The sequence below is a fragment of the Methylobacterium sp. SyP6R genome (assembly GCF_019216885.1).
GTDB lineage: Bacteria > Pseudomonadota > Alphaproteobacteria > Rhizobiales > Beijerinckiaceae > Methylobacterium.
Genome location: NZ_JAAQRC020000001.1, coordinates 3,031,396 through 3,048,952, shown reverse-complemented (window position 1 = coordinate 3,048,952; position 17,557 = coordinate 3,031,396). Strand labels below are relative to the sequence as shown.

Sequence of the window (17,557 nt, the reverse complement as noted above, 5' to 3'; positions counted from 1 at the left end):
CCCCCGATGGGGGCGCATCAAGCCGTTTCCTGCTGTTTGCGTTTGGGGATGTCGTTGGCCTCGGCAGCGTGTCACAACCGGCCGCCAGCGGGACTGGCGCGAGAGGTGCCCGGGCGGGGCCTGCCGTGTCTGCGAACCGAACACCGCCTTCCCCTGGCGGCACCGTTGAAACCGAAGCTTGAAGGAACTCTAAGAGAAATTGGGACGCCGTCAACACACCAGCCTGCCGCAGGGTGGCCTCCCGCGGCTCCCAAATTCATAACTAAGGTATATATCCCGTTGCATGCTGCGGGGCAGCATCGAGATGGTGCCATGCAACATCAACGGTTCGTGTACGGACTTGTTGGCCGGCGAACGAGCACGATTCGCCGCACGAGCCTAACCGTAAGTCGTCGACTATTCCCATTCCAATTCCTGGTAGGCGGTCGTGGCGTTGCGGGCGTTGAAATCGTCGAACAGAGCCCAATCGCCCGCCTCTCCCGCCGCCGCCCGGCCGGCCTCGCCGATCGGCGTCCCGTCCCGCACCATCGCCCGTACCTGCGCCTCGAGGACCGCGAGGTAGCGGTCGATCGGCCCGGCGGCGGCGGGCCACGGGACGGCGGCGGGGCCGTGGCCGGGCACCACCCGGGCGGCGGGCCGCGCCCGCAGGGCGCGCAAGGTGGCGATCCAGCCGGTGAGCCGCCCGTCGAGGGCCGGCACGTGGCCGACGAAAAGCAGGTCGCCGAGGAACCAGGTCTCGGTGGCCCCGTCGCGGACCGTCAGGTCGCTGTTGGTGTGGGAGGTCGGCCAGGCTTCGAGGTGGAGCGCCCGGCCGCCGAGGTCGAGGTCGAGGGCGCCTGAGACCAGCAGGGTCGGCGGCACGATCCGGGTGCCGGCAAAGTCGGGCCCGACGAGGTCGGCATTGGCCCGCAGGTAATCCTGCGCCCGTGCCGCCAGGGCCTCCGGCAGGGCGCGGTGGCCGACGAAGGTCGTGCCGTCCGTGGCGAAGGCGGCGTTGCCCAGCACGTGGTCGGGATGGACGTGGGTGTTGATCACGTAGCGCACCGGCAGGGCCGTGCGCTGCCGCAGCGCCGCGCGCAGGCGCTCCCCCGCCCGCAGGCTGCCGCCGGTATCGATCACCGCCACGGCGTCGCGCCCGATCACGAAGCCGACATTGGCGATGGCCCCGTCATTGCCGCGCCCGGCGAGTGCGTAGGGCGCCGCATAGACGAAGACGCCCGGCGCGACCTCCTGCATCGGCAGGGGCGTTGCCTCGCCGGCCTGCACGGCATCGGCCCGTGCCGACGATGCGACCACAATCAGGACGAGGAGGAGCGCGGTGACGATCCTCACGCGGCACCGGTCTGCGCATCCCCCGCCTGCGGCGGCGCCAGGGGAGTGAACAGGGTGCGGTCGGGCTTGAGGTCGAGGAGCGGCGTGCCGTCGAGGCAGTCGAGCCCGCGCACGTGCAGGTTTCCGTCCTCGACCCCGATCAGCCGGACGATGCTGGTGCCGATCGGGTTCGGCCGCACGGGCGAGCGCAGCGAGAAGGTGCCCCGCGTCGTGCCGTCGCCGGCCGGGCTCTGGCGCACGAGGTCGCGCCGCGACCGGTCGAGCCAGTACAGCACCTCCAGGCGCTCGTAGAGGGCGACGCCGTCGAGGGCCTCGCGCCAGGGGGGATAGACCTCGATCCGGCAGAGAGGCCCGTCGGGCCGGCCCTGGCGCGGGCAGACGAGGCGGTCGGTCCAGGGGGTGCGGATGCGGCCGATGAAGACGAGGCCGGCATCCAGCGCGGCGGGAGGCGCGACCGCGACCTCGCCGGCCCGGATCTCGTTCAGGCGCACCATCGGACATCGTCTCCCCGGGGGTCGTTCTCCCCCGTCGTGCAGGTCGGGCGCTGACGGAGATGTTCAGACTGCGCCGGCCCGACCTGCCGCCGGCCCGACCCGCGGGGGCAGTCGTCGGGCCTAGCGTCGAGACCCTAGAGCAGCGTCGGCTCGCCTGGCAATCGCCGGACGGGATAGGCCGTCGCGCCTGGGCGCCGGCGCCTCAATAGGTCGCGAAGATCTCCCGCAGCGTCGCAGGGTCGCGCGTCGTCGTGAGGGCCAGCGCCAGGAGGATGCGGGCCTTCTGCGGCGTCAGGTTGTCGGCGCTGAGGATGCCGAGTTCGGCCAGCCGCTCGGTGTCCGGCACCACGCCGCTGCCGGCGCGGGTCGATTGCACCACGGCGAGGCCGGCGGCGACCGCCTCCCTCAGGGCCTCGGCCTCCGCCGGCGGGGTCATGCCGGGAGCGAGCCCGGCCGAGACGATGCCCCGTGCGCCGGCATGCGCGAAGGCCCGCACCGCCGTGCCGTCGGCATCGGCGTAAGCATAGGAGATATCGACCCGCGGCAGGGCGTCGAGGCCCCGGATGTCGAACGGCGTCCCGGGGGCATGACGGCGCTCGGACCTGCGGTAGTAGCGCACATGCGGCCCGTCGACCTGGCCGAGCACGCCGAAATCCGGTGTCCGGAAGGTCTGGAGCCGAGCGACCGAGGTCTTGGTCACCTCGCGGGCGGCCTGGATCTCGTCGTTGAGCACCACCAGCACGCCCCGCCCGCGGGATTCCGGCGCGGCAGCGGTCCGCAGGGCGGCGACGAGGTTGAGGGGGGCATCGCTCGACAGGGCGCTGATCGGCCGCTGCGAGCCCACCACCACCACCGGCACCGCGACCGTGAGGGTGAGGCTCAGCGCGTAGGCGGTCTCCTCCAGGGTGGCGGTGCCGTGCCCGATCACGATGCCGGCGAGGTCCGGATGCTCCGCCACCAGGCGCTCGCAGATCAGGACCAGCTCGCGCCAGTCCGAGAAGCCGATCCCGGGGCTCGTCACCGCCCGGAAGCGCACCGGCACCACCTCGGCGACGGTGGCGGCCTCCGGCACCCGGCCAAGAATCTCCTCCGCCTCCAGGCGTCGGCCGGTGGCGGTGTAGTCGAGGATGTCGAGGGTATCGCGGCCCACCGACGAGAGGGTGCCGCCGGTCCCGATGAAGGCGACCTTGGGGAGTGCGGTCATTCTGCTGGATTACCTCGTGTGTGTGCCGCTCCGGCTGGCACGAACCGGGCCAGCCTCGTTGCCGCAGCCCGGCATATCGAACAGGGCCGAGAGGCCGCAGGCCGAGCCGAGCATCCGCCGACCGCTATGGCCGACGCCCGGCACCACGTGGAGGGGTTGCCGCAGGTCGGGATGGCGCGCCTTCAGGGCCGCCCGGTAGAACTCGCCGCGGGCGAGCCGGAACGGCCCCTGCGCCTCGGCCATGCAGCTCTTGTCGAGGGCCGGGTGGTCCGGGTCGGTGTCCAGGCCGCCGAGCAGGTAGGTCACCGGCCGGGCGACGTAGGCCGCCTCGAGCGCCCCGGGGTCGGCCCCGGCGGCGTAGCGCGGCAGATCCTGCACGCCGTATTTCCAGCGGTCGTAGCCGGGGCAACCGGCGGTCGGGCCCGGCCGCTCGGGGGTGAAATAGGCATAGCTGCTCGGATTGGCGACGATATAGCTCACGCGCACGCCCTGCCGCGCCAGGGCGTCGCCGGCCCGGGACAGGACGGCGTAGCGCTGCGCCACCTGCCCGCCGCCGGAATGCCCGGCGACGACGATGCGCGACAGGTTCGGGAAGCGGGTCCGGTCGCCGAGGCGGGCCAGGATCGCGTCGAGGGCATCGAAGGAACTGAGGGGCTTGGAACCGGGAAGATGAGATCCGGGAAGATTGGGCCCGAGCGCGTCGTCCCCGCCCTCCCAGCCCTCGCGCGTCCAGCGCAGCACGTCCTGCGGCAGGTCGTAGGCCTCCCAGTCGGTGCGGCTGAGGAATTGCGGCGCCACGATCAGCGTGCCCTCGCCCGCCGGGCCGGCGGCCTCCCGGGCGGACAGGCCGGTCTCGAAATAGGTCGCGGCGTCGCGCAGGCGGCCATGGAGCACGATCACCGCCCGGGTCACCTCCGGGTGGCGCCCCTCCAGGTCGGCGGAGGCGAAGAGCGGCAGACGCGCGCCCGGCGCCACCGCAAGGCTCCGGTCGGCGAGGACCGCGACGGGCCTGTGGTGCCGGCCCGCACCGTCGGCGGCCTCGGGTCGGCCGACCGACGCCGCGAGCAGGAGGGGCACCGCGATCAGGAGCTGGCGGATGCGGAAGGACGGCATCATCGCGCCTCGACCGATGGGGCGCCGCCCGAGCGGCCTTGTCCGGGATGAATGGTGCCGGCGGAGGGGATCGAACCCCCGACCTTCGGTTTACAAAACCGCTGCACTACCGCTGTGCTACACCGGCTGGACGGCGCAAATATCTGCCATGGCTGGCAAATCGCGGACATCCGGGGCGACATAAACCGCGTTTGCGCGCGTCTCGTCAAGGCACAAAACTCGGGTCCGCCGAGCCGGGCGACCGGCCTAAGCAGCCTTGCGTCGGCAGACCAACGCTTCGTCCGCTTAGATCCTTGTTTTGTCGCAGATTTTTTCCGCAAAACCGGTGGCGACTTTTGCGAAATCCGCTTAGCCGCCGGACGTCTCGCCCGTCTCCACACCGGAGGCAGCCTTGAGGGCGATGCGGCCCGGCCCGGACTGCCGGCGCTCGGCCGCCTCGCGCATCAGGAGGTGGGCCTGCTCCGTCAACGCGTGGCCGATGTCGGACATCCTGTCCGCCGTCTCTTCGGGCAGGTTGGTCGCCCGGCGGGAAAGCTCGACGAGGGGTTCCGTCTGATCGACGATGAGCCCGAGGGCCCGGACGAGCCCGGGCAGCATCGCGGCGACGTCGTCGACGGACGGGAGGGGGCGCTGGGTCATGGCCGGTTGAAATCCTTCACGCCACCAGAGCCGGTGCGGGACGGTGGACGAGCACGGGTGTCGGATCGCCCCGCATCTCGCCGAGCCGGCGGATGGTGCGGGCGTCGAAATGGGCCTGCCCCGCCAGCGTGCGCTTCCCATCGATCTCGGTCGGCAAGCCGAGCGGAACGACGCGGAAATGCGCGTCGAGAAAGGGTCCCAGATACGACATCGGCATCAGCGTCGTCACGCTCGATACGCCATTCGCCATCCCCCATTCGACGATGCCGGCCAACAGCCGCATCGTGACCAGGCGGGACGTGCCGCGGGCGCGATGGGATGGAGCGACGGCCTGCCGGGTCCACTCCCAGACGTGAGGCCCTCGTGGAATCTCCTCGCAGACGTGCGGAAACACTTCCGACAACAAATGCGGACCAATGGTCGGCACCAAACGGCTGTATCCGATCACTTGGCCGTCATCGATCGCCAAGAGATGGACGGCGGCAGGCGTATCGAATTGGTCGATCTCGCGCCCGTCGGGACGATCAAGATATCTCCAGCCCATTTCCTCGACAAATACTTGATGTCTGAGCCGCCACACGGCCTCCATTTCGCATCTGTATTGATGAATGTTCGCAGCATCCACGGCATGGATCATTGGCATTTCCCCAGCGACACTGGGGAAATATTCATTTTGCGCAACGGCCGTGTATTGGGAAATCCCCTAATGAATGAGTCCCTGCCGAAGCGCGTTGGCGACGGCTTGAACGCCGTTCAGCGCACGGAGCTTCTGGCGCGATGTCGACAGGTGATGCTCCACCGTCTTCGACGAGACTGCCAATATCTCACCCGTCTCCCAGGCCGTCTTTCCGTCTGCCGCCCATTGCAGCACCTCGCGCTCGCGATCGGTCAACCGAACCTCGACCGATTCCGACCCGCGCAGCAGCATCAGGCGCGCGGCCGCGTAGGTGGCGATGAGTTGCACGGTGCCGACCTTGTCGGGAGGCACGTCGAAGTGGCGTCCGGAGACGCTGCATGCCGCGAGGCTGGCATCAAGGGTGAGCAGCGGGATGGTCAGGCCCGCGCGTGCGCCATGGTCGGCGGCCTCGTGCATGATCCGCACCGCCATCGGATCATCGGCATACCGCTCCACGGCCGACGACCAGGTGAACGGCTCCTGATCGAAGCAGAGCCGGCGTACTGTCGCGTCGCGGTAAATATAACCTTTGGCAGCGTATCGCTTGATCCAGGCCGGCGGCATGCCGTCGAGAAGGACGTGCCCATACTGGCGCCCGGCGGAAGCGCCTGGACTGGGGATCATGCCGGCCAGCATGTGCTCGACTCCGTATTCGGAGAGCTCCTGACGCAGGAGAGTCCCGACATCTTGCGGGCTGGCGGCTCGATCAAGCGCGCGAAGAAATGCGAGCGTGGTATCAAGCGTTCTGCGTGTCATGGCTCGGCCGTCCCATCTCCCTTGGAGGAACGCAAGATAGATTGTCCGCCGCGAACTCCATCGTGAGAAGCGCGCGCGATCTCGTCGGCAATGCGGCCTGCCCGAACGGGCTGGAGGAGGCACGCGCTCGTCCAACCGGCCTGCGGCATGCTTCCGACATCATGATCTCGCCACCCCGTGGTCTCGACGAAGACGCGATGCCGAAACCGGCACAGGGCATGCGGGAGGGGGTGCTCCGACGGTTGTTGTCCGCGTCGACGACCGTGACCGCCGCCGCCCCTCCTCCGCGGAGCGGGGTACGGCATTCGTCGGCGGTTGCGATACCCCGTGATTCTACGATCGCCGGCTCAGCCGACGATCCCCGTCAATCGATGATTCCGTGGCGCAGGGCCTGCGCCACGAGATGGGCGCGGTTGGTCGCTCCCAGCTTCTGCGCCGCCGTGTTCAGGTAGCTCTCGACGGTGCGGTGCGACAGCGACAGGATCTCGGAGGTCTCCCAGCCGGTCTTGCCGGCGGCGGCCCACTTGATGCACTCGATCTCGCGCGGCGAGCAGCGCGGCGATCCCGGGGCGAGCGCGCGCTGCCGCGTCGCGGCCGGCACCCGGACGGCGAGATCACGGACGGCGAGGTCGGCGTAGATGGCCAGCATGTGCAGCCCGGACAAGGCCTGGTCCGGCAGGTCGAGATGCGCACCGCCGAACGACACGATCCGCGTACACGTCAGGTCCTGGATCGGAATGCAGTATCCGTCCCGCAATCCGATCTCGGAGGCCTCCCCCATGATGGTCCGGGCCAGGCGCTCGTCGCGGCCGACGGGCGCGTCCGACCACCGGAACAGCCCGTTCATCCGCCGCGCATGCGCGACGACGGGATCGTGGTGGATGTAGCCGCATTCCCCGTAGCGCTCGGACCATCGTGCCGGCAGCCGCCCGAGCGTCAGCCGGTCCTGCAGGTTGTCCTGAGATTTCAGTGGCGCCCCGGCGACGACGAACGTCTCGTATCCAAAAATGTGCGAAGCATGCTCAAGTATCGCGCAAACCTGATCCGCGTCGGAACTTTGTTTTATTGCCGAAAGCAGGTCAAAACTGATCTGGGTGAAATTGGTCATGACTCCCGGCGCCTTGATTATCGTCTGCTGCGGAATATGATATGAGCTTTGGTTGCGCCATATTTTGTCGACCGAGAGATATTAGCATATTCGTGCGGGGAATGGAAAATCGAGCGGCGACAACATATTTTTCGACGACCTCGCAACGAAACGCGCAATAGGAAGAAAAATTCGCGCCTTCCGACTGGATCGCGGAATATATCGACTGAAACTCGGCGACCTTGTCGGCGTATCGGATCACCAGATCATGAAATACGAGCTTGGTCAGGACCATATCAGCGCAGGATTGCTCTGGAAGATCTGCTCGATCCTGCGATGCCCGATCGATTCGATCTTCATTCCAACGGAAATCGGCCGGGTCGGGCTGGAGGCCGCGCAGGACGATGCGCCGCTGCCGGACGAGCAGGCGATCCTGGCAGCCTTCCGGCGGATCACGCCGCCCGAGGTCCGGATGCGGGTGGCGCGGCTGATCCTCTCCCTCGCGGCGCAGGGCGCGGAGGCGGAGCGGGATGGACCCGAAGGGTGAGCGCGTTCAGGCAAGCGCCATCGGGGGCGAGCGCCATCGGGGGCAAGCGCCATCGGGGGAATGTCGCGAACGACATCCCCCTGACGGCGTGACGTGATCCATCGACCCTGGTCATCGCCCGATCATGCTGCGATCGGTCTCCGGTTCTGCCGCTTCGTCCGCGACGAACCGGCGCCCACGTCGTCGAAAAGTGCTCCAAACAGGGCTGGATTCCTGTTTTGTCGCGGGCTTTTATCGCAAAAGCGGCGGCCACTTTTGCGAAGCCTGTTTAGAGCGCTTCACGATCGCGCTGCAATCGCGAAGCTCTCCAAGTCTTTGTTTTTTCGCGTTTTCTGCGACGAACCGGCATCCACTTCGTCGGAAAATGCTCTAGCCGAAGAGCCGCCGGTCCGTGAGGACGTCGTCCCGGATCACCGGAGCCTCGCTGCCGCGCACGGTCCGCAGGCGCTCCAGCGTCCGCTCGTCGAAGGCGGCGGTCACCGCGACGGTTTCCTGGGTGCCGACGATCTGGGGAATGCCGAGGGGCGTGACCCGGAAATGCAGTTGTACCAGCCGGAGGAGCCACAACGGGTTCATCTCGATGACGATCTGATCGACCCCGCTGGCGAGCCCCCATTCCACGATTCCCGTCAGCAACGCGCTGCCGATCGGGCTCAGCATCCGGCCGCGGTCGCGATGCCCCTGCTTGACGCAGTAGCGCGTCCATTCCCAGATGTGCGGGCCCCGCGGTGCCGGCCCGTCACAGAGTTGCGGCAGCACCTCCGTCAGCAGGTACGGCCGGGTCGTCGGCAGCATCCGCTGGTAGCCCAGCACCTCGCCCCGGTCCGTCGCCAGCATGTGCACGGCATGCTGGTCGTCGAACTGGTCGATTTCCCGTCCATCCGGCCTCTCGATGTCCTTCCATCCCATCTCGGTGACGAAGACCTGATGTCTCAGGCGATAGGCCTGCTCCATCTCGGATGCAAAGCTGCGGATATTGGCGGCGGTGACGATGGAGATCATGGCGACTTTCCTGAAATGGCAACACCATTTCAGCATCCGGCACCGAGACCCGGCAGTACGCGATCGCGTACCTTGTCGTACGGGTTCCGCATCGCTCAAGCGTGTGGAGCCACCGACTCCACCGCGCGGGCTTGCCGATACGGTTTCCGAACGGATCGTCCGAAAACCGCATCATACGATTTCCGACTGATCGCTTCGCGATGCGGAAATCGGCTTCGCTCACGCGCCGCGCGGGCTGGTGATACGAAATCCAGAAGTGTTCTTCCGGATTTCGTATCAGTTCGTCACCGGCTTCGCGGTCCCTTGCGGATGAAACATATGGCAGAGTGGACTTGCCGTCGGCGGAGAGATCGGTTCGTCTTTGGTGTGCCAGACCCCGCGTATCAGTTGGATCCGGGCTCCTCTTCAGTCCCCTCGCTTGCGTCACGGGCCGGTCCTCGGGCCAGCCCCGGAGCGCGTCATTTAGATTTGATCTCACGGGAGCCTGCGCCGGCGGCCTGACGGCAAGGAGATCGTGATGAAGGTCCTCTACCCCCGCTGCGCCGCCCTCGATGTTCACAAGGACACCGTCGTCGCAGCCATCCGTCTGGCCGAGAGCAGCGAGGTTCAGCGTGAGGTGCGTACGTTTGCCACCACCACGCCCGCTCTGCTCGACCTCTCCGCCTGGCTCGACGAGCACGCCTGCACCCATGTCGCCATGGAGGCGACCGGCATCTACTGGCGCCCGGTCTGGCAGGTCCTCGACGCCGACAGCCGCACCCTGATCCTGGCCAATGCCGCCCATGTCAAGAACGTGCCCGGCCGCAAGACCGACGTCGCCGACGCGGTCTGGCTCTCCGACCTGCTCGCCCACGGCCTGATCCGCGCCAGCTTCGTGCCCGAGGCTCAGACCCAGGCGATGCGCGACCTGCTGCGCACCCGCAAGCAACTGGTCCGCGAGCAGGCCAGCCACGTCCAGCGCATCCAGAAGACCCTCGAGGAGGCCAACCTCAAGCTCGCCTCGGTGCTCACCGACATCATGGGCCAGTCCGGTCGCGCCGTGCTCGACGCGCTGGTCAAGGGCGAGCGCGATCCGGCTGGGCTGCAGGCGCTGGTCAGCCCGCGGGTGAAGGCGGCGCCCGAGGCGATCCGGGCCGCGCTCACGGGCCGGATCGGGGATCACCACCGTTTCCTGCTCGGTGTGCATCTACGCCAGTACGACGGGTTGGGGCGAGCGATCGCGGAGATCGACGCGCAGGTGGAGCGCGACCTCGGCCCTTTCCGGGAAGCGGTGAAGCTGCTGGTGACGATCCCGGGCATCAGTGACCTCACCGCGCAGGTGATCCTCTCCGAGATCGGCCCCGACATGAGCCGCTTCCCGACCGCCGGCCATCTGATCTCCTGGGCCGGGCTGTGCCCGAGGAACGACGAGAGCGCGGGCAAGCGGCGCTCGACGCGGCTGCGCAAGGGCGCGCCCTGGCTCAAGACGGCCTTGGTGCAGGCCGCCTGGGCCGGAGTGCGCAAGAAGGCGAGCTACATCAGGGCGCAGTTCCAGCGCTTGCGCGGCCGGCGCGGCCCCAAGAAGGCGATCTGCGCGGTCGCCGCTTCGATGTTGACCGCGATCTATCACATGCTCAAGGCCGGCACGGCTTACGTCGATCCCGGGCCTGATCACGGCCGCAAGGCGGCCCCGACCATCCGCGCCAAGGCGCTCGTGCGGCAGATCGAGCGCCTTGGATTTGCGTGCGAAATCAAACCCGTAGAGCCAGTTTCTATTTAGTTCGTCACCGGCTTCGCGGTCCCTTGCGGATGAAACATATGGCAGAGTGGACTTGCCGTCGGCGGAGAGATCGGTTCGTCTTTGGTGTGCCAGACCCCGCGTATCAGTTGGATCCGGGCTCCTCTTCAGTCCCCTCGCTTGCGTCACGGGCCGGTCCTCGGGCCAGCCCCGGAGCGCGTCATTTAGATTTGATCTCACGGGAGCCTGCGCCGGCGGCCTGACGGCAAGGAGATCGTGATGGAGGTCCTCTACCCCCGCTGCGCCGCCCTCGATGTTCACAAGGACACCGTCGTCGCAGCCATCCGTCTGGCCGAGAGCAGCGAGGTTCAGCGTGAGGTGCGTACGTTTGCCACCACCACGCCCGCTCTGCTCGACCTCTCCGCCTGGCTCGACGAGCACGCCTGCACCCATGTCGCCATGGAGGCGACCGGCATCTACTGGCGCCCGGTCTGGCAGGTCCTCGACGCCGACAGCCGCACCCTGATCCTGGCCAATGCCGCCCATGTCAAGAACGTGCCCGGCCGCAAGACCGACGTCGCCGACGCGGTTTGGCTCTCCGACCTGCTCGCCCACGGCCTGATCCGCGCCAGCTTCGTGCCCGAGGCCCAGACCCAGGCGATGCGCGACCTGCTGCGCACCCGCAAGCAACTGGTCCGCGAGCAGGCCAGCCACGTCCAGCGCATCCAGAAGACCCTCGAGGAGGCCAACCTCAAGCTCGCCTCGGTGCTCACCGACATCATGGGCCAGTCCGGTCGCGCCGTGCTCGACGCGCTGGTCAAGGGCGAGCGCGATCCGGCTGGGCTGCAGGCGCTGGTCAGCCCGCGGGTGAAGGCGGCGCCCGAGGCGATCCGGGCCGCGCTCACGGGCCGGATCGGGGATCACCACCGTTTCCTGCTCGGTGTGCATCTACGCCAGTACGACGGGTTGGGGCGAGCGATCGCGGAGATCGACGCGCAGGTGGAGCGCGACCTCGGCCCTTTCCGGGAAGCGGTGAAGCTGCTGGTGACGATCCCGGGCATCAGTGACCTCACCGCGCAGGTGATCCTCTCCGAGATCGGCCCCGACATGAGCCGCTTCCCGACCGCCGGCCATCTGATCTCCTGGGCCGGGCTGTGCCCGAGGAACGACGAGAGCGCGGGCAAGCGGCGCTCGACGCGGCTGCGCAAGGGCGCGCCCTGGCTCAAGACGGCCTTGGTGCAGGCCGCCTGGGCCGGAGTGCGCAAGAAGGCGAGCTACATCAGGGCGCAGTTCCAGCGCTTGCGCGGCCGGCGCGGCCCCAAGAAGGCGATCTGCGCGGTCGCCGCTTCGATGTTGACCGCGATCTATCACATGCTCAAGGCCGGCACGGCTTACGTCGATCCCGGGCCTGATCACGGCCGCAAGGCGGCCCCGACCATCCGCGCCAAGGCGCTCGTGCGGCAGATCGAGCGCCTTGGATTTGCGTGCGAAATCAAACCCGTAGAGCCAGTTTCTATTTAGACGATCAGTCCGAGCCGGATGCCCTGGGCGACGGCATGGACCCGGCTCGACACGCCGAGCTTCGCGCGGGCATTGCGCAGGTGCTTGTCCGCACCGTGCTCGGAGATGCCCATGATCATGCCGATCTCCCATTCGCTCTTGCCCTCCGACGCCCATTGCAGCGCCTCCTTCTCGCGCGGAGCCAGGGATACGCCCGTGCCGGGCGTTTCGCGGATCAGGAGCAGGCGGCCGAACGCGTAGGTCGCGACGAGGCGCAGCATGCCCAAGTCTTCCGGGGAGATGTCCAGGTTCTCTCCCGCAAAGGAAAATCCCGCAACGTCGCCCTCGATCGTCAGCAACGGGATCGTGATGCCTTGGCGCAGGCGAAAATCCGCGGCCTCGTCCATGATCCGCTGGGCCGTCGTGTCGGCTCTGCACAGGGGTTGCAATTCGTCCCAGCGAAAATCGCCCGTCTGCGTCATCAGGTGCCGAATGGCCGGGTCGCGGGCGATGTAGTTTTTCGCAAAATATCTTTCGGTCCATTCCCGCGGCCAGAAATCGATCAGCACATTCGATAATTGCTGCCGCTTATTGGCCCCCGGATGGGGAATTGTTCCGGCCATGAAATTCTGTATTCCCAAACGGTCGAGCAATGGAAGAAGTCGCCGACACACATCCAGAGGGTTGCCGGCACCGTCGATGGACTTCAAGAAATCAAGGGTTGTGTCAAGCTGTTTACGTGACATGTCTGCCTCTTAGCAAAGATCACGACGCAATTCTTATAGCTGGATGCGGCAGTACATGAGTCAAATCGCAATGCGCGCGCCGTAGGGGCAGGTCGGCCGAGGCGGGAAGACTGGGCGAGGATGGACCGCCGCGCCACGGTCCCGGGCCCGGGCCGGATGTTGCGCTGCAACATAATGCCGCGGTGTTCGACCTTGGTCCGGTCCTGGCACGCGAATCGCTCCGCCGGACCGGTACGGCGCGAGCAACCCGTCCGGCCCGGACCTGCGCCCGACCCGTAGCGCGAGCGGCCGACGGAGGTGGCATGGCGGAATTCCTCACCGTTGCCCTGGTCTGCGCCAGCACCCTGGCCGCGCCGGACTGCTCCCGCGAGACGGCGCTCGACGTCGCGGTGGCGCCGGCCCCCTCGCCCGTCACCTGCCTGATGCAGGGCGAGACCCTGGCGGCGCAGAGCGGCTTCGTGCGCGGACGCGAGACCTACCTGAAGGTCGCCTGCGAACGCCGCCGCACCGCCGCGCTTCGGTCCGAGGCGGAGGCGCAATAGGCCGAGGGGTCTCGCAAGCGGCCTCTCGCGAGGTCGCCGGGGGATGGATGGATCGGCTCCGCCGGTCTATGGGCTCGCCTCCCGTTGCGTGGGGGACCGTGCGGTCCCACCTGCGCGGGAGGAGCCGCCTCTTTCGGCGCGCAATCAGGAGCGTCGCCCCCGCCCCATGCCCATCGAAGCCGTCCCGCCGCAGACCCACCTGCCGCCGCTTGCCAAGCTCGCCCTGGAACTCGGCCCCCTCGGGGTCTTCTTCCTCGGCAACGCCTATGCGGAAAAATTCGGCTTTGCCGCCGACCAGCGCCTGTTCGTGGCAACCGGGCTGTTCATCGCCGCGACCCTGGTGGCGCTGGCGGTCCATTACGTCTGGGTGCGGCGCCTGCCGATCATGCCGCTGGTCTCCGGCGTCGTCGTGGTGGTGTTCGGCGGCCTGACGCTGCTCCTGCGCGACGAGGTGTTCATCAAGCTCAAGCCGACCATCGTGAACAGCCTGTTCGGGGCGGTGCTGCTCGGCGGCCTCGCCTTCGGCCGGCCGTTGCTGGCCCTGGTGCTCGACAGCGTGTTCGACCTCACCCAGGAGGGCTGGCGCAAGCTCACCTTCCGCTGGGGCCTGTTCTTCTTCTTCCTCGCCGCAGTGAACGAGGTGGTGTGGCGCACCCAGACCACGGATTTCTGGGTCAGCTTCAAGGTGTTCGGCATCATGCCGCTCACCATCGTCTTCGCCCTTGCCCAGACTCCCCTGCTGCTGCGCTACGAGCGCAAGAAGGACGAAACCAAGTCAGGATCCGGCCAAGGGTCCGGTCAAGCATAGGGACGCGGTGCCGCAGGCGGAACGGGTGCAGGGTATCGGCGATTCACCCCGTCATGAGCCCCGCCCCGACCGACCTCACCGAGAAGGCCCTGATGATCCACCGCCGCCTGTGCGGGGTCTATGGCTGCCCGATCGCTTATTTCCACGACCTCGACCCGGTGAGCGAGCTGATCTCCTCGCTCCTGTCGCACCGGACCCGCAACGCCGAGTCCGGCCGCGCCTTCAAGGCGCTGCGGGCGCGCTTCGACGACTGGGATTCGCTCATCGCCGCGCCGACCGAGGAGGTGCAGGCGCTGATCTCAGGCGTGACCTGGCCGGAATTGAAGGCGCCGCGGATCCAGGCGGTTTTGCGCGCGGTGCAGGAGCGGGCCGGGAGCCTCGATCTCGGCTTCTTGCGCGAGATGCCGGTGGCCGAGGCGCGGGCCTGGCTCGAGGCGATTCCCGGCATCGGGCCGAAGACCAGCGCGGCGGTCCTGTCGTTCAGCGCGTTGCGGATGCCGGCGCTCCCCGTCGACAGCCATCATCACCGGGTGGCGCAGCGCACCGGACTGATCGGCCCGAAGGTCGATGTCGGCCCCTCCCACGCCGCCTTACGGGCGCAGCTGCCGGCGGACTGGGACGCGCAAAAGCTCTACGACAACCACGAGGTGCTGATGCTGCACGGGCAGCGCTGCTGCTTCCACCGCAACCCGGCCTGCGGGCAATGCGCCGTGCTCGATCTCTGCCCCACCGGACAGGCGAGGACGGGCGCGCGGGCGACGCGGGAAACGGCTGCCCTGCACCCCTGATTCCTCCTGCTTGACCCCCCTGCCGGAACGGTCCAGAACGCCGCGCCCGCGGGAATGTGACAGCCCTCGGCCAAGGGACCACGATCACGATGCCCGCGTTCAAGGAACTGGTCTTCTCCGGCGTCCAGCCGACCGGAAACCTGCACCTCGGCAACTATCTCGGCGCGATCAAGCGCTTCGTCGCCATGCAGGCGCAGTTCGAGTGCCTGTACTGCGTCGTCGACCTGCACGCGATCACGGTCTGGCAGGACCCGGCCGAGCTGACGCGGCAGATCCGCGAAGTCACCGCGGCCTTCCTGGCCGCCGGCATCGATCCGGCCCGCTCGGTGGTGTTCAACCAGAGCCAGGTGCCGCAGCACGCGGAACTGGCCTGGATCTTCAACTGCGTCGCCCGCCTCGGCTGGCTCAACCGCATGACGCAGTTCAAGGAGAAGGCCGGCAAGGACCGCGAGAATGCCAGCATCGGCCTCTACGACTATCCTGTCCTGATGGCCGCCGACATCCTGGCCTACCGCGCCACCCACGTGCCGGTGGGCGAGGACCAGAAGCAGCATCTCGAACTGACCCGCGACATCGCCCAGAAGTTCAACAACGACTTCGCCGGCGCCATCGCCGAGCAGGGCCACGGCGAGGCGTTCTTCCCGATCACCGAGCCGCTGATCGGCGGGCCCGCCGCCCGGGTGATGAGCTTGCGCGACGGCACCAAGAAGATGTCGAAGTCGGACCCGTCCGATTATTCGCGCATCAACCTCACCGACGATTCCGACGGCATCGCCACGAAGGTGCGCAAGGCCAAGACCGACGCCGAGCCCCTCCCCTCCGAGATCGCCGGCCTCGAGAAGCGGCCGGAGGCCGACAACCTCGTGGGCATCTTCGCGGCGCTCAACGACGTGAGCCGCGAGGACGTGCTGCGCGAGTATGGCGGCGCGCAGTTCTCGGCCTTCAAGGGCGCACTGGTCGACCTGGCCGTGGCCAAGCTCGGGCCGATCGGCGCCGAGATGAAGCGCCTCGTCGCCGATCCGGGCCACATCGATGCGGTGCTCGCCGACGGCGCCGCCCGGGCGGAGGCCATTGCCGCTCCCAACATCGCGGCGGTGAAGGACATCGTCGGGTTCGTGCGCCGGCGCTGAGCGCCCCCGCCAGAGCCGTCACGTGCCCGATCGTTCCGGGGCCGCAACAGCGGAGCCCGGGACGACGCCTGGATTGCAGGACCGACGGACAGGCCGGTGCGCGGAGGTAGCGCCACCGGCAATGTTTGTCGAATATCGAACTGAATAATCAGGCTTGATGTCGGGTATCTGACAATTCAGCCTGCCCTTCCGCGGGCATCTCCCGTGCAGGAAACGGCCACACGCACTGTTGCGGGAAAATCATCCCGCGGACACCATGCTCGCGTGCAGTCGCACACAATCATTCTTACATCTTGCCGCTGGCTTTCAGCCGTGTCAGCCGCGATACGGCGGCCTCGGCAGAATCATCCCGCTGCATCTCCTGCGCCCATTCCTCGATCATCGTCGGCCGGGAACGCATCTTTTGTCGCAGGTTGTCTATCTCGTCGCGCAGGATGGTGTTGCGCGGAGCCGTGTCGTGCTTCGGATTCGGGGGTGATTTGCGGTGACTCGACATGCCGGGCATGCTCTGCCGGCGTCGTTAACAGATGGTAAATTTCCGCCGGATACAGGCCCCGTGCCGGCCCCGCTCACCCGATGGTGATGGGCGGTCTTGAAGCGTGGGCCACAGGGCCGATAACCCGGAGCGACACGAATCCAAATCCGGGAGGCGGCCCGCATGGCGATCCAGGCCCTCATCTTCGACGTCTTCGGCACCCTGCTCGACTGGCATGGCGGCGTCGCCCGGGAGGCGGCGCGGATCTTAGGCCCGTTCCGGCCGGATCTCGACGGTCCCGCCTTCGCCCGGGCCTGGCGCGACCGCTACCAGCCCGGCATGGAGCCGATCCGCCAGGGTGCCCGGCCGTATACCGACCTCGACACGCTGCATGCCGAGAGCCTGGAGGGCGTGCTCACCGGCCTCACCCTCGGCGAGGCGGTGCCGCCCGAGGCACGCCGCGAACTGGTCCTCGCCTGGCACCGGCTCGATGCCTGGCCGGAGGTGCCGGACGCGCTTGCCCGGTTGCGCGAACGATACCTGCTGGCGCCCTGCTCGAACGCCCATGTGCGGCTCGCCATCGCGCATGCGCGCCGCAACCGTCTGCCCTGGGACGCGGTGCTCGGGGCCGAGTTCGCCCAGGACTACAAGCCGAAGCCCGCCGTCTATCTCCGCGCCGTCGAGGCTTTGCGGTGCGAGCCGGCCGAGGTGATGATGGTGGCGGCCCATTCCTCCGATCTCGCGGCGGCCGCGTCTTGCGGGCTTGCCACCGCACACGTCGCGCGGCCCGGCGAGAGCGGCCCGGGCACCGGCGAGCCGGCGCCCCTGGTTCCGGTGGATGTCGCGGCGTCGGACCTGGCGGATCTGGCGCGGCAGCTCGGCTGCTGAGGAGCCGCTCGATTGTCGGCGACCGCGACGCAGTAAGCCTCATTCCAACCCACGACCTCGTCCTGAGGTGTCAGTTCATCAGAGATGGACTGACCTCGAAGGAGGGCCCCAGG

19 protein-coding genes and 1 tRNA gene are annotated in these 17,557 nt (G+C 67.9%); 8 read left to right on the top strand and 12 right to left on the bottom strand.

Going from position 1 to position 17,557, the window contains the following annotated elements; genetic code table 11:
* Positions 1-396: 396 nt before the first annotated feature.
* The 9 genes from HBB12_RS14095 to HBB12_RS14055 all read right to left on the bottom strand — a co-directional run bounded on the left by HBB12_RS14095 (position 397) and on the right by HBB12_RS14055 (position 7,322).
* Entirely contained in the window at positions 397-1,302 is a 906-nt protein-coding gene (locus HBB12_RS14095; RefSeq protein WP_442919359.1) for a quinoprotein relay system zinc metallohydrolase 2, read from the bottom strand.
* Between the two features lie 26 nt (positions 1,303-1,328).
* Positions 1,329-1,826 (bottom strand): tRNA (N6-threonylcarbamoyladenosine(37)-N6)-methyltransferase TrmO, encoded by a 498-nt coding sequence (gene tsaA, locus HBB12_RS14090; protein WP_236989920.1) that lies wholly within the window; start codon positions 1,824-1,826, stop codon positions 1,329-1,331.
* A 202-nt stretch (positions 1,827-2,028) separates the two neighbouring features.
* Positions 2,029-3,030, bottom strand: coding sequence for an asparaginase (locus HBB12_RS14085; protein WP_236989919.1), 1,002 nt, complete (start codon positions 3,028-3,030; stop codon positions 2,029-2,031).
* A 9-nt stretch (positions 3,031-3,039) separates the two neighbouring features.
* Positions 3,040-4,146: an alpha/beta hydrolase gene (locus tag HBB12_RS14080; RefSeq protein ID WP_236989918.1), complete on the bottom strand. Its 1,107-nt coding sequence runs from the start codon at positions 4,144-4,146 to the stop codon at positions 3,040-3,042.
* Between the two features lie 49 nt (positions 4,147-4,195).
* Positions 4,196-4,270, bottom strand: a tRNA-Thr gene (locus HBB12_RS14075).
* Between the two features lie 221 nt (positions 4,271-4,491).
* Positions 4,492-4,782, bottom strand: a complete 291-nt coding sequence (locus HBB12_RS14070; protein ID WP_236989917.1) for a hypothetical protein — start codon at positions 4,780-4,782, stop codon at positions 4,492-4,494.
* Positions 4,783-4,798: 16 nt separating this feature from the next.
* Complete coding sequence (locus HBB12_RS14065; protein WP_236989916.1) at positions 4,799-5,419, bottom strand: acyl-homoserine-lactone synthase; 621 nt, start codon at positions 5,417-5,419, stop codon at positions 4,799-4,801.
* 66 nt (positions 5,420-5,485) lie between these two features.
* Positions 5,486-6,214: a helix-turn-helix transcriptional regulator gene (locus tag HBB12_RS14060; protein WP_236989915.1), complete on the bottom strand. Its 729-nt coding sequence runs from the start codon at positions 6,212-6,214 to the stop codon at positions 5,486-5,488.
* Positions 6,215-6,578: 364 nt separating this feature from the next.
* Positions 6,579-7,322 carry a LuxR family transcriptional regulator gene (locus HBB12_RS14055; protein WP_236989914.1) on the bottom strand — a complete coding sequence of 248 codons (744 nt, stop codon included), beginning with the start codon at positions 7,320-7,322 and terminating at the stop codon, positions 6,579-6,581.
* 88 nt (positions 7,323-7,410) lie between these two features.
* Between HBB12_RS14055 and HBB12_RS14050 the strand changes: the two genes are divergently transcribed.
* Positions 7,411-7,848: a helix-turn-helix transcriptional regulator gene (locus HBB12_RS14050; protein WP_336886965.1), complete on the top strand. Its 438-nt coding sequence runs from the start codon at positions 7,411-7,413 to the stop codon at positions 7,846-7,848.
* Positions 7,849-8,217: 369 nt separating this feature from the next.
* On the opposite strand, the gene HBB12_RS14045 is transcribed toward HBB12_RS14050, so the two are convergent.
* A complete protein-coding gene (locus HBB12_RS14045; RefSeq protein WP_236989913.1) occupies positions 8,218-8,850 on the bottom strand; it encodes an acyl-homoserine-lactone synthase in 633 nt (210 codons plus the stop codon).
* A 517-nt stretch (positions 8,851-9,367) separates the two neighbouring features.
* Here HBB12_RS14045 and HBB12_RS14040 point away from each other — a divergent pair.
* Both HBB12_RS14040 and HBB12_RS14035 read left to right on the top strand, forming a co-directional pair.
* Entirely contained in the window at positions 9,368-10,609 is a 1,242-nt protein-coding gene (locus tag HBB12_RS14040; protein ID WP_236987776.1) for an IS110 family RNA-guided transposase, read from the top strand.
* Positions 10,610-10,846: 237 nt separating this feature from the next.
* Positions 10,847-12,088, top strand: coding sequence for an IS110 family RNA-guided transposase (locus tag HBB12_RS14035; RefSeq protein WP_236987753.1), 1,242 nt, complete (start codon positions 10,847-10,849; stop codon positions 12,086-12,088).
* Here the strand turns inward: HBB12_RS14035 and HBB12_RS14030 are convergent.
* Entirely contained in the window at positions 12,085-12,813 is a 729-nt protein-coding gene (locus HBB12_RS14030; RefSeq protein WP_236989912.1) for an autoinducer binding domain-containing protein, read from the bottom strand. The two genes, HBB12_RS14035 and HBB12_RS14030, sit on opposite strands and share 4 nt — an antisense overlap.
* 302 nt (positions 12,814-13,115) lie before the next feature.
* Between HBB12_RS14030 and HBB12_RS14025 the strand changes: the two genes are divergently transcribed.
* The 4 genes from HBB12_RS14025 (at position 13,116) to trpS (ending at position 16,081) form a co-directional block, all read left to right on the top strand.
* Positions 13,116-13,355 carry a hypothetical protein gene (locus HBB12_RS14025; protein WP_236989911.1) on the top strand — a complete coding sequence of 80 codons (240 nt, stop codon included), beginning with the start codon at positions 13,116-13,118 and terminating at the stop codon, positions 13,353-13,355.
* A gap of 166 nt (positions 13,356-13,521) precedes the next feature.
* The gene (locus HBB12_RS14020) at positions 13,522-14,163 is read left to right on the top strand and encodes a septation protein A (RefSeq protein ID WP_236989910.1); all 642 of its coding nucleotides are present in this window, start codon (positions 13,522-13,524) and stop codon (positions 14,161-14,163) included.
* Between the two features lie 53 nt (positions 14,164-14,216).
* Entirely contained in the window at positions 14,217-14,951 is a 735-nt protein-coding gene (locus HBB12_RS14015; RefSeq protein WP_236989909.1) for an endonuclease III domain-containing protein, read from the top strand.
* 89 nt (positions 14,952-15,040) lie between these two features.
* A complete protein-coding gene (gene trpS / locus HBB12_RS14010; RefSeq protein WP_236989908.1) occupies positions 15,041-16,081 on the top strand; it encodes a tryptophan--tRNA ligase in 1,041 nt (346 codons plus the stop codon).
* A 286-nt stretch (positions 16,082-16,367) separates the two neighbouring features.
* Here trpS and HBB12_RS14005 read toward each other — a convergent pair whose 3' ends face one another.
* Positions 16,368-16,586 (bottom strand): hypothetical protein, encoded by a 219-nt coding sequence (locus HBB12_RS14005; RefSeq protein ID WP_236989907.1) that lies wholly within the window; start codon positions 16,584-16,586, stop codon positions 16,368-16,370.
* Between the two features lie 153 nt (positions 16,587-16,739).
* Here HBB12_RS14005 and HBB12_RS14000 point away from each other — a divergent pair, with 153 nt between their 5' ends.
* The gene (locus tag HBB12_RS14000; protein WP_236989906.1) at positions 16,740-17,444 is read left to right on the top strand and encodes a haloacid dehalogenase type II; all 705 of its coding nucleotides are present in this window, start codon (positions 16,740-16,742) and stop codon (positions 17,442-17,444) included.
* Positions 17,445-17,557 lie beyond the last annotated feature (113 nt).